The following is a 14,698-nucleotide window of genomic DNA, read 5'->3' on the forward strand; positions in this document are numbered from 1 at the left end:
TCGCCCTGAACTTTCAGGGAGAACAAAGCTGTCTTTTTCATTTTATATCGAAAGGGAGAACAAACACTATGGAACGCACTGAGATCGTTTCGCTGTTCAAAAACACCCCCGCCGACGGCACCGAGATCACCGTCTGCGGCTGGGCAAAGAACATCCGCGACTCCAAGAACATCGGCTTTATCGCCCTGTCGGACGGCGGCTGCTTCAAGACCCTGCAGGTCGTGCTGGAAGCAGGCAAGCTGGCAAACTACGATGAGGTGATCCACACCGGTCTGTACAGCAGCCTGCGCGTCAAGGGCAAGCTGGTGCTCACCCCGCAGGCAAAGCAGCCCTTTGAGCTGAATGCCGACAGTGTGGAGATCCTGGGCGACTGCCCGGCGGACGAGTATCCGCTGCAGAAAAAGAAGATGAGCATGGAATATCTGCGCACCATGCCCACCCTGCGCCCCCGCACCAACACCTTCAACGCCGCTTTCCGCGTGCGTAGCGCCGCTGCCTATGCCATCCACAAGTTCTTCCAGGAGAACGGCTTCGTTTACTCTCACTCTCCGCTGCTCACATCTTCCGACTGTGAGGGCGCAGGCGAGATGTTCCGCGTGACCACCCTCGACCTTGAGAATGTGCCCAAGAACGAGGACGGCACCGTGGATTACACCCAGGACTTTTTCGAGAAGCCGGTCAACCTGACCGTTTCCGGCCAGCTGGAAGCCGAGGCCATGGCTATGGCATTCGGCAAGGTGTACACCTTCGGCCCCACTTTCCGTGCCGAGAAGAGCTTTACCACCCGTCACGCCGCCGAGTTCTGGATGATCGAGCCGGAGATGGCATTCTGCGACCTGTCCGGCTACATGGACACCGCCGAGGCCATGACCAAGTACGTCATCCGCTACGTGCTGGACAACTGCCCGGATGAAATGGCCTTCTTCAACCAGTTCATCGACAAGGGCCTCATCGAGCGTCTGGAACTGGTGGCAAACTGCGAGTTTGGCCGCATCAGCTACACCGAGGCCATCGAGATCCTGAAGAAGAACAACAAGAAGTTCCAGTTCCCTGTGGAGTGGGGCGTGGACATCCAGACCGAGCACGAGCGCTACCTGACCGAGGTGGTGTTCAAGAAGCCTGTGTTCGTCACCGACTACCCGAAGGAGATCAAGAGCTTCTACATGAAGCAGAACCCGGACGGCAAGACCGTGGCAGCCGCAGATATGCTGGTGCCCGGCATCGGCGAGCTGATCGGCGGCAGCCAGCGTGAAGAGAACTACGACAAGCTGGTGGCCCGCATGGACGAGCTGGGCATGGACAAGACCAACTACGACTGGTACCTGAACCTGCGCAAGTTCGGCGGCGTGGAGCACGCCGGCTACGGCTTGGGCTTCGAGCGCATGATCATGTACCTCACGGGCATCCAGAACATCCGTGACGTGCTGCCCTTCCCCCGCACTGCTTACGGTTTCTGATTCTGAGAACGATTGGGAATTGCCTCCGCGTTGCTCTGGCAATGACAGCGGAAGAATTATTTTAAATAGCGCAATCCCGGAAAGTCTGCAGACTTTCCGGGATTGCATTTTCACGGGAAAGGTCGGTGCGGCTAGCGGCAGGTTTTGCTATAGCGCAGTTGCTGCCGGTTGGGACTCCATCTGTGAAAAGGTGTTTGGAGCGGCCCGCAGGCCGCGAAAAACACGACTATAAAATATAGTTCCGCTATTTATGCCCAGAGCATCGCGGAGGGCATTATAAATAGTGACCCGCCCTTAACTTTCAACAAGGAGCACAAAACAAGTGGAAAATATCTCTCCTGCCCTGCTGGACTGGTTTTACAAAAACCACCGCATCCTGCCCTTCCGCACCGACCCCAGCCCCTACCATGTGTGGCTCAGCGAGATCATGCTGCAGCAGACCCGGGTCTCGGCGGCACTGCCCTACTACGAACGTTTCCTCGCCGCCCTGCCGGACATTCCGGCCCTTGCCGCCTGCGAAGAGGAAAAGCTGCACAAACTCTGGGAGGGTCTTGGCTACTACAGCCGGGTGCGCAACCTGCAAAAGGCTGCACGCATCGTCTGCGAGCAGTACGGCGGACAGCTGCCCGCCGACTATGATGCCCTGCGGGCCCTGCCCGGCATCGGGGACTACACGGCGGGAGCCGTTGCGTCCATCAGCTTCGGCATCCCGGTGCCCGCCGTGGACGGCAATGTGTTGCGGGTGTTCTCCCGTTTGTACAACGACCCCGCTGCCGTTACGGAACCGGCAGTGAAAAAAGCGTTCACCGCCCGCGTGATGGAGCACCAGCCGCCGGATGCGCCCGGCGACTACAATCAGGCCCTTATGGAGCTGGGAGCGCTGGTCTGCGTGCCGAACGGTGCGCCCCTGTGCGAAAAATGCCCGCTTGCCCACCTGTGCGCCGCCCGTGCTGCGGGCACTGCATTGGAGCTGCCCCGCAAAGCAGCGCCCAAGCCCCGCAGACTGCAGCCTGTGACGCTGGCCCTGCTGGAAAGCCCGGCAGGTTTCCTTTTGCAGCAGCGGCCCCAAAAGGGCCTGCTTGCCGGGCTGTGGCAGCCGGTACTGTGGGAGGGTGAAGCCCTTGCAGCCGGAGAGGTCCTTGCCCGCCTGCAGGCCATGGGAGTGGATACCGGCACCGCCGCGCCGGAAGCGCTGCCCGCTGCAAAGCACATCTTCAGCCACATCGAGTGGCATATGAACGGCATCCTGCTGCATGTGCCCGCCCAAGATGCTCCGGCAGGCTGTGTGTGGGCAAGCCGGGAAGCCCTGCAGGCCGAGTATACGCTGCCCGGCGCATTCAAGGCATACAGGAAGCTTATAGTATGAAATTTTGGCCTTTTTGACCTGAATGGTTGTAATTTTTGACAGGAACGGGTATAATAAAAGCCAACAAGCACTGGAATGAAAGCTGAAACATCGTTTCAACGAAAAAAGGAGTGTATTGAACCTATGAAGAAATCTTGTCTGGTCGCTGTGATCACTGTTCTGGCCGCTGTTGCCGGTGCCCTTGCTGCTGTTGCTGTTTACCTGCACCGCCGTGAGAAGGAGCTGGACGAGTACGAGCGTCTGCTGTTCGGCGAGGACGATGCTGCAACGGTAGAGCCGGAGGCTGCTGCCGAAGAGGCTGCCCCTGCAGAGGATGCTGCAGAATAAAAAACACGAACCGTAAACCTTCGGGCGCACCGGCAGTCTGCAAAAGGCTGTGCCGGTGCGCCCTTTTTGCTACATAGAAGGAGTGTATCATGAAGCGTTTTCTGCTTTGGCTCGTGGGTGTGGTGCTGGGCGTAGGCATCTTTCTGGGCGCGGTGATGGGCGTGAGCTATGCCTTTACCACTGAGGGCGGCTGCCCGGACAGCACCGCGCAGTTTGGCACCGAAGCGCTGGAACCCAACGGCTGGTGCTGGCAGGTGCCGCTCATCGGCGGAAAGCTCGATAAGGTGTTTGCCAGCCCCGCCACCCTCACGGTGCAGAAGCTGGGCACGCTGTACACGGCCCACCCGGCCATCACCCTGCCGGACTGGGCCAGCTACACCACCCTCACCATCCAGAACGCCTATGGCAGCATTGTATTTGTGGGCAGTGTGAGCGATTATCAAAGCTTTTTGTTCCCGGCCAACGGCGAATATAAGGCAGAGCTATCGGTCTGGCGGGTGCCGGAGGGCGGCATGGCCACCCAATTTGAGGGCGGCAGCACCGGCGCAGTGCGCAGAAATCTGGGGCTGGAAAAGCCCGCAAAGCCCACCGGCTGGTATCGTTATGCCTTCCGGTTCACCCTGCAGGCCAGCGCGGAGGTGGAGCTTTCCGCCGAGCGGGTGGAGCAGGGCGGCATTGTGGGCCTGCGCATCTCCGGCATGACCGGCGATGCAGCACCCACTGTGGAGACCGACCTTGGCAATGTGCAGTGCGTGCGTGCAGCCGATGGCTGGCGGGCCTACATCCCGGCGGCATACAACACTTCCTCCGGCGGGCATGAGGTGAACATTACCGTGAATGGCGAGACCATCACCCGCAGCATCATCGTGCTGCCCAAGGATTTTGGCACGGTGGACGTGGAGCCGGAACCAGATGCATCGGATGCGGCAAACACCCAGTTCCGCAATGCAGTCTGGGGCCTGTACGAAGCGCCCGCGCGGGGAAAAATGTGGCAGGGCGGCTTTGTGAACCCGGTGGAAAGCTACACCACCCTTGTGGATTACGGTCAGGTCAGGGTGGTGAACGGCAGGCAGGGCAGCCGTTCCAACTCCACAAAGCTTTATACCATTCCCGGCGAGCCCTGCCGCGCCCCGGCAAACGGCGTGGTGGTGCTGGCCGCAGAGCTGGCCCTTACCGGCAACACGGTGGTCATCGACCATGGCTGCGGGATGCGCAGCTACCTGTACGGGCTGCAGACTCTTTCCGTCTCTGCCGGGCAGACGGTGGAAAAGGGGCAGGCTGTAGGCGTGCTGGGCGAGGAGCTGACCATGGACTTCAAGCTTGGCAGCAAGAGCGTGAACCCGTGGATGCTGTTCCAGACCAGCGGCGGATTGTTCTGGAAGGAGAACAGCTGACGATTTTAAATGGCCTCCGCTTTGCTCTGGCCATAAACAGCGGAATTTTTATTTTTATAAGAGCAATGCCGGACGGCCTGCGGGCTGTCCGGCATTGCATTTTCACAGAAAGAGTCATAAAGAAAACCGGCATCATCTGCCGGTTTCGATCTTTTGCGTGAAAAAGGGTCCTGAAAAGCCCGCAGGCTTTTCAGGACCCAAACATAAAAGAAGAATTCCTCTAAATACGGCCAGAGCGAAGCGGAGGCTGTTCTGATGGTCAAACCATCAGGAAATAGCGTCCACGTCCCACTTCATGCGGACGGCATCGGCACCGTCCAGTTTGATGTTCAGCGCACCAGCGTTGTCCATCACCTGCTGCGGAGTGCGGGCACCGCACAGCACATGCAGGCCGGGGATCATGCGGGCGGTCAGGGCGATCACCAGCTGTGCCAGAGAGCAGTCGTATTTCTCGGTCAGGTCGCCCCACTTTGCCAGCATGTCCAGCGCCTGTGCCCGGCGGGCGGGCTGGAAGCTGGGGTTCGAGTTGCGGGTGCTGCCCTCGGGATAGGTGGTGTCCATGGTCACCTTGCCGGTCAGCAGGCCCTGCTCCAGCGGAGAGTATGCCTGCACCGATACGCCCAGCTCCTTGCAGGTAGGCAGCAGCTGCTTTTCCACACGGCGGGTGAGCAGGCTGTACTTTTCCTGAATGACATCCAGCTGACCGTACTTGCAGTAGCCGCGGATGATGTCCGCAGTGACGTTGGATGCACCGATGGCACGGATCTTGCCCTGCTCCTTCAGCTTCATCATGGCTTCCACCGTCTCTTCCAGTGGGTAGATGCCGAAATCGGGGGTCTGCCAGTGGGTGTACAGCACATCCAGATGATCGGTGTGCAGGCGGCGCAGGCTGTCCTCCACATCCTCGATGATGCTCTTTGCAGAAAGGTCGCGGTAAACGGTGGTGCCGTCCACGACCTTGTGCAGCACCGGTGTTTCATGCCGCCACTCCAGACCGCACTTGGTGGAAAGCACCACCTTGTCGCGGTCGATGTGCTTCATGGCCTCGCCCACCACGGTCTCGCTGTGGTACAGGCCGTAGATGGGGGCGGTGTCGATCCACTGGATGCCCTGCTCCACAGCAGTCTGGATGGCCTTGACTGAAAGGGCGTCGTCGTTGTCGCCCCACCAGGAGCCGCCGCCGATGGCCCAGGTGCCCATGCCGAGAAACGGCACCTGAATGCCGCTTTTGCCAATATTGATGTTTTGCATATATTTTCCCTCCATGCCAGCAGTGTTCCCCGCAATGGGAGCAGCGCATTCCGTAGCTGGCATTCTTCGTTGTATTTTTTGCGTTTTATGAAAAAAGAACCGCAGCTGCGGGATATTCCCGCACCGCAGCTCTCTTTCAACTCAGATATTGCCGAACTCGCTCAGTTTCAGCGTTTCGTTGTGGGTCTCAGCCCAGCGCACCGCCCAGTCGGAGGTGAACAGCAGCAGGCGGTTGCCCTTCATATCCTCCACAGCCTTGGTGTCGCTGGTCAGGTCCAGATCCCGCAGGTTGTAGGTGTCGGGGTCGTTCTGCACCCAGCGCAGCTGTTCAAAGGGCAGCTGCTGCATCCGGATCTCCACGTTGTACTCGGTGTTCAGGCGGTACTCCAGCACTTCCAGCTGCAGCACGCCAACCACGCCGACCACCACTTCTTCCATGCCGCCGCCCACTTCGCGGAAGATCTGGATGGCACCCTCCTGCGCGATCTGCTCCATGCCCTTCACGAACTGCTTGCGCTTCATGGTGTCCTTCTGCTCAATGCGGGCAAAGTGCTCCGGCGAGAAGGTGGGGATGCCTGCGAACTGGACCTTCTTTTTGCCGGTGCACAACGTGTCGCCGATGGAGAAGATGCCCGGGTCGAACAGGCCGATGATGTCGCCGGCGTAGGCCTCGTCCACGATGGCGCGGTCCTGCGCCATCAGCTGGGTGCCGGTGGCCAGCTTGATGTTCTTGCCCTCCTGCACATGGAAGGCCTCCATGCCGCGCTCGAACTTGCCGGAGCAGATGCGCATAAAGGCGATGCGGTCGCGGTGGGCCTTGTTCATGTTGGCCTGAATTTTAAAGATGAAGGCAGAGAACTCGTCGCGGCAGGGGTCCACGGTCTCGCCGGTCAGGCTGTCCACGCGGGCCAGCGGGGTGGGGGTGAGCCGCAGGAAGTTCTCCAGAAAGGGCTCCACGCCGAAGTTGGTCAGAGCGGAACCAAAGAACACAGGGCTCAGCTCGCCGCGCAGCACTTTGTCGAGGTCAAATTCCTCGGCAGCGCCGTCCAACAGCTCGATTTCATCCACCAGCTGCTGGTGCAGATACGGGGTGAGCAGCTCGTCCAGTGCGGGATCGCCCAGCTCGGCCTCGGTCTCATCCACCTTCTTCACGCCGTTGGCGCGGCCGTCGCTGGAAAATGCCAGCACCTTGCGGGTGTTGCGGTCGAACACGCCCTTGAACTCCTTGCCGCAGCCGATGGGCCAGTTCATGGGGTAGGTCTTGATGCCCAAAATCTCCTCAATGTTCTCCATCAGCTCAAAGGGGTCGCGGGCTTCGCGGTCCATCTTGTTGATGAAGGTGAAGATGGGGATGTGGCGCAGGGTGCACACTTTGAACAGCTTGATGGTCTGGGCCTCAACGCCCTTTGCGGCATCGATGACCATGACGGCAGAGTCTGCCGCCATCAGGGTGCGGTAGGTGTCCTCCGAGAAGTCCTGATGGCCCGGGGTGTCCAGAATGTTCACGCACTTGCCCGCGTAGTTGAACTGCAGGACAGAAGAGGTGACGGAAATACCGCGCTGCTTCTCAATGTCCATCCAGTCGGACACGGCGTGCTTTGCGCTCTGCTTGCCCTTGACGGAGCCTGCCTGATTGATGGCTCCGCCGTACAGCAGCAGCTTTTCGGTCAGAGTGGTCTTACCGGCGTCGGGATGGCTGATGATCGCAAACGTCCGGCGGCGCTCGATTTCTTCACGATTTGTCATAAACTAGTATTTCTCCTGAAATGGATGGAACTCCTTCAGTCACGGCTGATGCCGTGACAGCTCCCTCAATGAGGGAGCCTCTGGCGAAAAGGAAAAGCTTCTCGCCCTGCCAAAGCCTCCCTCTCAGAGGGAGGTGGCATCGCGCAGCGATGACGGAAGGAGTATATTTTTACACATACGTACCCTATTTTATCCGAAAACGCTCCATAATGCAAGTGTTTTCGTTATTTTTTCAGGATGATGCAGGGCAGAGGGGCGGTTTCGGCCCAGTTGGCAAAATCACACACCAGAACGGTAAAACTTTTGAGCGGAAGTGCCCGGAGATATTCCAGCACCGTCTGCTTTTCATCCGTGCCGATGACCTGCCCGCTGTAGAGGATGGCGCTCACCACGCCGCCGGGGCGCACGGCTTCCAAAGCCGCCTGCAGGGCGGGGATGCTGCTCTGCGCGGTGGAGAACACTGCGTGGTCGGCCCCGGGCAGCCAGCCAAAGTTGAACATCACCGCATCTGCCGTGCCGGGCTGCACAATCTGTAAAAGGTCTGCGTGGCTTTGGCAGTGCAGCTCATACCGGGCGGCAGGCACGCCCAGCTGCTCCAGATGCTTCCGGGTGGATGCAATGGCAGCTTCCTGCACGTCAAAGCCGATTACCTTTCCTTCCGGCGCGGTGATGCCGCACAGGAAGGCCGTGTCGCCGCCGTTGCCGCAGGTAGCATCGATGCAAAGGCGCGGCTGTGCCAGCCGCGCGGCCAGAAAGTCCTGCACGAACTTGACGGCGGTCAGGTCCGGCGTGCGGCGGCGCACCAGCTGCCTGCCTTCTGCCGCAAAGCCGAACTTTGCCCAGAACGCAAGCTCTGCGGCATCGGCGGGCAGCGGGGCGGTAAATACGGTAGCCTTTTCGCGGTCGTATCCGGCGTAGGCGCGCAAGGCTTCTTTTAATAGATAGGAGCCGTAGCCTTTGCGCCGCCACTGCGGTTCGATGCCAAACGCGGTGATGGCAGCCCCCTTTGCGGCGGGCGTGAGCGCGCAGAAGCCGATCTGTGTTTTTTCCTTATAGAGGGCAAAGCCCTCGTCTGTGCGGTGCAGTTCCATGGTGTGTTCCTCCTGAATTTACGCTTTTACAATAGCAAGCGCAAAGGCCGCTGTCAAGGGCGGAAAGTGCGTCTTTTTTTCACAGTTTCTTCACGGCGCGCGCGATTGATTTTCACAATTGACGGTTACAATAGGAGCAGTTCAAAGGAACAGGGCTCCTGTGGACGTATCCCTTACGGAAAGGAAGTATCAGCATGGACAATGAGAACAAATGGGAATATGATTATTCCTCTCAGGATAAAAACGAAAGCGGAGATACCGGTTATCCCAATGTGGGCAGCAGCGGCATGAACACCGCCAACCAGTACAACGACCCGCAGCCGGAACCGGAGACCGCTTACACCGCCCCGCAGACAGACAACGGCGCAGGCGGTGCAACGCCGCCGGTACATCCGGTACAGCCGCAGGACGCGCAGCCCCCTAAAAAGAAGAAAAAGTTCAATGGCAAGCGCGTTGCACGCAGCGCCGTGGCGCTGGTGCTGGCCGCAGCCATGGGCTTTGCGGGCGGCTTTGTGGGGGCAAAGTTTGGCGGCAGCGGCAAGGTGGTCATTCAGCAGGTGGCACCTTCCTCTACGGCCGACAGTGCATCCGGTTCGGATAGTTCCATCACCGCAGCATCCAGCAGCGGCAGCAGCCTGACCACTGAACAGGTGGCTGATCTGGTCAGCCCCAGCGTGGTGGTCATCACTACGGAGCAGGTGGTCTACTCTCAGTGGTCGTGGTACGGCCAGAATCAGGTGGAGAGCGGTGCCGGCAGCGGCGTGATCATCAGCTCGGACGGCTACATCCTCACCTGTGCACATGTGGTGGACGGCGCTTCCACCATCACCGTTACCATTGGTGACAAGGACTACACCGCCACCCTTGTGGGCGAAGATACCACCAGCGATATCGCGGTCATCAAGATCGATGCTGACGGCCTGACCCCCGCCACCGTGGGCAACAGCGACAGCCTGAAGGTGGGCCAGAGCGTGATGGCTGTGGGCAACCCGCTGGGTGAGCTGGGCGGCACCGTGACCGGCGGCATGATCAGCGCTTTGAACCGCAGCGTCACCATTCAGGGCAGCAGCTCTGTGAACACCATGTCCCTGATCCAGATGGATGCTTCGGTCAGCCCCGGCAACTCCGGCGGCGGCCTGTTCAATATGAACGGTGAGCTGGTCGGCATTGTGAATGCAAAATCCTCTTCCAGCGATGCAGAGGGTCTGGGCTTTGCCATCCCCATCAACGATGCCATCAAGGTGGCACAGGAACTGCTGGAGAACGGCTATGTGACCGGACGGCCTTATTTGGGCATCACCTATCTGGCCGTGACCGACGCACAGACTGCTTCTCAACTGGGCGTGAATGCCTACGGCGTTTACGTTGTGGAGGTGGTCAAGGGCGGCCCTGCCGAGAAGGCGGGTCTTCAAGCCGGAGACCGCATCGTGAGCGTGGACGGCACCGAGATCGCCTCCAAGGACGACCTTGGCACCCTGATGCAGAAGCACGCAGCAGGCGACACCCTCTCCATCACCATTGCGCGTGACGGCCAGATGCAGACGGTCAATGTGACACTGGGCGAAAAGACGGCTTCCAACAGCTGAGCAAAATAGAAAACAGGAGCGGATGAGAGTTTTCCATCCGCTCCTGTTTTTATATCTGTCCAAAGATGGTGGCACTGTAAGGCATCAGCACGGCCTCGTGCTCATACACTCTTGCCGGGCCGCGCCACAGGCTGGACGAGATGCCGTCGCTCAGCATCTGCCAGCGCCCAACCGGCAGCGGCACGGCTTTGCTGGTCTCGGTGGGGTTATAGAACACGCACAGCGCCTGCCATGCTGCGCCGTCGCCCCACTGGGCGGGCAGCTGCCAGCCCACCAGCGGCTGCTCCAGTGAGAAAAAGTACAGGGCATCCGGCGCGTGGGGGTCGGTGCTGGAAAGCCGCGGAAACCTTGCCCGCAGAGCCAGCAGGCCGCGGTAGTAGTCCACCAGCGCATGGTATTTTTCGGCCCGCTCCCAGTCCAGCCGGTTCAGCGCAGGCGAAGAGCGGTAGCTGTTGCCCTTCCCTTTTTTGGTGCGGGCAAACTCCTCGCCCGCCTGCAGGAAAGGCAGGCCGAAGCTGGTCAGGTAAATGCCCGCCGCCAGCCGGTTCTGGGCAAGGGCTGTGCCGTCTGCCGCCGTGAACTCCGGCTTTTCGTACCGCACCAGCAGCAGCTTGTCCCACAGGGTGAAGTTGTCGTGGGCGGAAACATAGCTCACGATCTGGCTGGGCGCGTGGGGCGGCAGACGGTCGCTGCGGCACCATGCCGCCACCGCGCCGCCGATATCCCAGAAGCTGCCGGGCCTGCCCTCCACATAGCCCGGCTCCCGGGCGTTGAAGCAGCCGCCCTTGATGGTGTCGCGGGTGTCGTCGCAGAAGATGCCGATGCGCTCGTTCAGCATGGCCAGATTCGCCTTGTTGGCCTCGTACCGGTGCAGCTGGCTGCCGCCGCCCTGCCACGGCTCGCCGTACATCAGGATATCCCGCCCGCCGGGCAGCGTATCCAGCGCGGCGCGCACCGCATTGATGGTCTCCACGTCGTACAGACCCATCAGGTCGAACCGGAAGCCGTCGATGTGGTATTCCTGCGCCCAGTAGAGGATGGAATCGATCATATACCGCCGGGCCATGGGCCGCTCGCTGGCAAATTCGTTGCCGCAGCCGCTGCCGTTGGAAAAGCTGCCGTCCTCGTTCTGGCGGAAAAAGTAGCAGGGCACGGTGTCGTTCAGCGGGTTCTCATTGCGGTACATGTGGTTATACACCACATCCATCACCACACCGATGCCCGCCGCGTGCAGGGCTGCGATCATTTCCCTGCACTCCCGGATGCGCACCTCGCCGCGGGTGGGGTCGGTGGAATAGCTGCCTTCGGGCACATTGTAGTTGGTGGGGTCATAGCCCCAGTTGTACTGCCGCAGCAGCGGCTTTGCCTCGTCCACGCTGCCAAAATCAAAAATGGGCATCAGCTGCACATACTTCACGCCAAGCCGCTTTAAATAATTCAGGCAGGTGGGGTGGATGCCGTCCCCATGCAGGGTGGTGCCCTGCTGGGTAAAGGCCATGAACTTGCCCCGCCATGCCGGGCGCACGCCGCTGGCAGCATCCTGCGAGAAGTCGCGCACGCTCACCTCCCACACCGCGCGCTGCTCCGGCGGGATGACCGGACGCACATCCCGCTCCCACCCGGAGGGGGCGGTGCGGGCAAGGTCCACGATCATGCTGCGGGTGCCGTTCACGCCTGCCGCACGGGCATAGGGGTCGCCGGTCTGGCGCGAAATGCCATCCACTGTGACCGTATAGGTATAGTATCGTCCGTGCTGGTCGCCGGGCAGATAGATGCTCCACACCCCCTGCTGCCCCCGCTCCAGCGGCAGAGTGCCTATGGGCTCACCGCCGCTGCCTTTGCGGTAAAGGCTGACCTCCACCCTCTGCGCCGTGGGTGCCCACAGGCGCAGATGGGTGCCGGAAACAGCATATTCCTGCCCCAGCGGGCCGGTGTAGGTGGTTTGAAGGTCAAAGGAGATGCTCTCGTATAGCGTTTTCAGTTCGGCGGGCGTTTTGACGGTCATAGTTTCTTCATTCCTTCTTGCAGATTTCCTATCAGATATAAGTGTAAACACCGGCGGTCTTTTTTGCAAGAGGGAATTGCAAAAGCTGTCCGGGTACACTATACTGGAAGAAAACGACAAAAACGGAGGGCAAACCATGGCATATACCGACGATTGGGAAAACCTTATGAACGGTGTGTTCGGTGCAGGGGGCAGGCCGCGCTTTGGCGGCACCGCCCAGCCGGAGGCAAAGCCACAGAAATCCGGGACCTCAGCCGTGCCGGACCTGAACGCTGCTCTGCTGGAAAACCAGAAGCAGCTGGATGCCCTGCTCAAAAAACAGAACGCCCAGCTGAAAACACAGGACACTGCGGTGCAGTCTGCTCTGGAGGACAGCCGCCAGATGCTGCGGGATATGGAAGCGGACGGCCTGCTTGCCAAGGGCACTGCCGATGTGACCGCAGAGCACCTTGGCAGCTTTGAGGGCCTTGCCGCCGAGGTGAAAAAGACCGTTCTCGGGCAGGATGCCTTTGTGGACAGCGTGGTGCGCGCCATGCGCCGGCCCTTTGTGCTGGGCACCGAGCGCCCGGCAGCACGCAATGTGATCCTGCTGTGCGGCGGAGCCGGTACGGGGCGGCATTTTGCGCTGGCAGAGACCGCCCGCATCATGGCGGCGCGGGGCCTTTTGCAGAGCGACAAAACCGCGGTGGTGGACCTTGCCCTCTACCCCAATTCCGGTGCGGAAAAGCTGTTTTTGCAGGATCTGTATGCGGCCCTGCACGCCCCCGGGGAGATCGTGATCTTTGAGCATTACGAGAGCTGCCATGCGGCCTTCCTCAAGACCCTTGCAGACCTTGCTGTGAAGGGCAGCGCACCGCTTTCCAGCCGGTATCTGGTGAACAAGGAGGGCATCCTTGTGGATGCAGGCACGGCGCTGGCACCGGGCGCGGTGAGCAGTATCACGCCCTGCGGCAAGTACCTCATCTTCTTTTCCCGCAAGGGCCGGGACGCGCTGGCGGATAAGTTCGGTGCGCCCTTTGTGGCAGCGGTGGGCGATGTGTGCGAGACCAGCGCCTTTGCCCGGGAGGACCTTGCAGCGCTGGCGGCGCAGCAGCTGAATGCGCTGGCCCAGAAGGTGAGCGCACGCCTTGGGCTGACCCTCTCTGCCGGGGCCGATGTGCGGGACTATGTAGCCGCCCAGTGCTCTAAGGAAAAGGGTGCGGCGGGCCTTGCGGAATGCTGCAATAAAATGTTCCGTGCCCTGAGTGAATACTGCCTGCAGACCGATGCAAAGCTTACCGGCACCGTCACCCTGACCGCAAAGCCGGAGGGCGTATGGTTTTGCCTGAACGACCAGCCCGAGCAGGAGCTGTCTGCCCTGCTGCCTGCCGAGTACACGGGCGCTGTAGATGAAATCCGCGCCGAACTCAACGGCCTTGTGGGCCTTGGGGCGGTCAAGGAGTATGTGTTCGGTCTGGCGGATAACCTGCAGGTGCAGCAGCGCCGCGCGGCGGCAGGCTTCAAGACCACCAGCCTTTCCATGCACATGATCTTCACCGGCAACCCGGGCACCGGCAAGACCACCATTGCCCGGCTGGTGGCAAAGTACCTCAAGGCCATCGGCGCGCTGAAGGGCGGTCAGCTGGTGGAAGTGACCCGTGCCGACCTTGTGGGCCGCTACACCGGCCACACCGCCCCGCTGACAAACAGCGTCATCGAGAGTGCCCTCGGCGGTGTGCTGTTTATCGATGAAGCCTACAGCCTCTACCGCGGCGAGCAGGACAGCTTTGGGCTCGAAGCCATCGACACCCTTGTGAAGGGCATGGAGGACCACCGGGACGAGCTGGTGGTCGTTCTGGCGGGCTACACCAAGGAGATGGAGGTGTTCCTTACTGCCAACAGCGGTCTTGCCAGCCGCTTCCCCAACAAGATCGAGTTCCCGGACTACACGGCAGACGAGCTGCTGGACATCACCAACGTGCTGGCAAAGGGCAAGGGCTACCGCCTTGCCGAGGGCTGTACCTTCCCGCTTTTGGGCTACTACAAGCGCCGTCAGGCGCTGGACAGCCGCACCGCCGGCAACGGCCGTCTTGCCCGCAACACGCTGGAAAAGGCCATCTTCCACCAGAGCCGCCGCCTTGTGGCAGAACCTGCCGCCGAGCTGGACCTGATCCTGCCCAGCGATCTGGAATTTGAAGAGTGAGAGATTCAGAATGGCCTCCGCTTCGCTCTGGCCATGCTCAGCGGAAGAATTATTTATAGGAACAGCAAACCCCGGCAGGCTGCGGCCTGCCGGGGTTTGCATTTTTCACGGATGGAGTCGTACCGGAAAGCAGCATCTGGCGCTCTGGCTCCACAGGGCAGGACGGTGCCGTGAAATTATTTCCTGCCGGAAACGCTGCATCTCCCGGTCCGGGCCTTCCCTGTGAAAAAAGGTTCCGGAAAAATCCGCAGATTTTTCCGGAACCTGATTATAAATATCATTTCATCTGATGA

10 protein-coding genes are annotated in these 14,698 nt (G+C 60.4%); 6 read left to right on the forward strand and 4 right to left on the reverse strand.

What is annotated here, in order from left to right; genetic code table 11:
* The first annotated feature begins 68 nt into the window (after positions 1-68).
* The 4 genes from asnS (at position 69) to GKG34_RS09460 (ending at position 4,544) form a co-directional block, all read left to right on the forward strand.
* A complete protein-coding gene (gene asnS, locus GKG34_RS09445; RefSeq protein ID WP_005943546.1) occupies positions 69-1,457 on the forward strand; it encodes an asparagine--tRNA ligase in 1,389 nt (462 codons plus the stop codon).
* 322 nt (positions 1,458-1,779) lie between these two features.
* On the forward strand, positions 1,780-2,823 hold the full coding sequence (locus tag GKG34_RS09450; protein ID WP_347563449.1) for an A/G-specific adenine glycosylase: 1,044 nt from the start codon (positions 1,780-1,782) through the stop codon (positions 2,821-2,823).
* 123 nt (positions 2,824-2,946) lie between these two features.
* Positions 2,947-3,150 carry a hypothetical protein gene (locus tag GKG34_RS09455; RefSeq protein ID WP_044953882.1) on the forward strand — a complete coding sequence of 68 codons (204 nt, stop codon included), beginning with the start codon at positions 2,947-2,949 and terminating at the stop codon, positions 3,148-3,150.
* An 89-nt stretch (positions 3,151-3,239) separates the two neighbouring features.
* Positions 3,240-4,544: a M23 family metallopeptidase gene (locus GKG34_RS09460; protein ID WP_154256083.1), complete on the forward strand. Its 1,305-nt coding sequence runs from the start codon at positions 3,240-3,242 to the stop codon at positions 4,542-4,544.
* A gap of 267 nt (positions 4,545-4,811) precedes the next feature.
* Here the strand turns inward: GKG34_RS09460 and GKG34_RS09465 are convergent, their stop codons facing one another.
* From GKG34_RS09465 to GKG34_RS09475, 3 genes are all read right to left on the reverse strand, one after another.
* Positions 4,812-5,795: an aldo/keto reductase gene (locus GKG34_RS09465; protein WP_044953880.1), complete on the reverse strand. Its 984-nt coding sequence runs from the start codon at positions 5,793-5,795 to the stop codon at positions 4,812-4,814.
* 141 nt (positions 5,796-5,936) lie between these two features.
* Positions 5,937-7,541 carry a peptide chain release factor 3 gene (locus GKG34_RS09470; RefSeq protein WP_005943533.1) on the reverse strand — a complete coding sequence of 535 codons (1,605 nt, stop codon included), beginning with the start codon at positions 7,539-7,541 and terminating at the stop codon, positions 5,937-5,939.
* A gap of 224 nt (positions 7,542-7,765) precedes the next feature.
* Entirely contained in the window at positions 7,766-8,632 is an 867-nt protein-coding gene (locus GKG34_RS09475) for a GNAT family N-acetyltransferase (protein ID WP_154256084.1), read from the reverse strand.
* A gap of 194 nt (positions 8,633-8,826) precedes the next feature.
* Between GKG34_RS09475 and GKG34_RS09480 the strand changes: the two genes are divergently transcribed.
* A complete protein-coding gene (locus GKG34_RS09480; protein ID WP_154256085.1) occupies positions 8,827-10,218 on the forward strand; it encodes a trypsin-like peptidase domain-containing protein in 1,392 nt (463 codons plus the stop codon).
* Between the two features lie 49 nt (positions 10,219-10,267).
* Here the strand turns inward: GKG34_RS09480 and pulA are convergent, their stop codons facing one another.
* Positions 10,268-12,223 carry a type I pullulanase gene (gene pulA / locus GKG34_RS09485; RefSeq protein ID WP_154256086.1) on the reverse strand — a complete coding sequence of 652 codons (1,956 nt, stop codon included), beginning with the start codon at positions 12,221-12,223 and terminating at the stop codon, positions 10,268-10,270.
* 136 nt (positions 12,224-12,359) lie between these two features.
* On the opposite strand from pulA, the gene GKG34_RS09490 reads away from it, so the two are divergent.
* Entirely contained in the window at positions 12,360-14,405 is a 2,046-nt protein-coding gene (locus GKG34_RS09490; protein WP_154256087.1) for an AAA family ATPase, read from the forward strand.
* Positions 14,406-14,698 lie beyond the last annotated feature (293 nt).

Origin of the sequence: Faecalibacterium sp. BIOML-A4 (assembly GCF_009679665.1) — a bacterium.
In the GTDB taxonomy this organism is placed as follows: domain Bacteria; phylum Bacillota; class Clostridia; order Oscillospirales; family Ruminococcaceae; genus Faecalibacterium; species Faecalibacterium taiwanense.

Excerpts from the sequence above, each read along its gene's own strand:
- asnS (WP_005943546.1), top strand. The coding sequence starts at position 69 with ATGGAACGCACTGAGATCGTTTCGCTGTTCAAAAACACCCCCGCCGAC.
- GKG34_RS09455 (WP_044953882.1), top strand. The coding sequence starts at position 2,947 with ATGAAGAAATCTTGTCTGGTCGCTGTGATCACTGTTCTGGCCGCTGTT.
- GKG34_RS09460 (WP_154256083.1), top strand. The coding sequence starts at position 3,240 with ATGAAGCGTTTTCTGCTTTGGCTCGTGGGTGTGGTGCTGGGCGTAGGC.
- GKG34_RS09465 (WP_044953880.1), bottom strand. The coding sequence starts at position 5,795 with ATGCAAAACATCAATATTGGCAAAAGCGGCATTCAGGTGCCGTTTCTC.
- GKG34_RS09470 (WP_005943533.1), bottom strand. The coding sequence starts at position 7,541 with ATGACAAATCGTGAAGAAATCGAGCGCCGCCGGACGTTTGCGATCATC.
- GKG34_RS09475 (WP_154256084.1), bottom strand. The coding sequence starts at position 8,632 with ATGGAACTGCACCGCACAGACGAGGGCTTTGCCCTCTATAAGGAAAAA.
- GKG34_RS09480 (WP_154256085.1), top strand. The coding sequence starts at position 8,827 with ATGGACAATGAGAACAAATGGGAATATGATTATTCCTCTCAGGATAAA.
- pulA (WP_154256086.1), bottom strand. The coding sequence starts at position 12,223 with ATGACCGTCAAAACGCCCGCCGAACTGAAAACGCTATACGAGAGCATC.
- GKG34_RS09490 (WP_154256087.1), top strand. The coding sequence starts at position 12,360 with ATGGCATATACCGACGATTGGGAAAACCTTATGAACGGTGTGTTCGGT.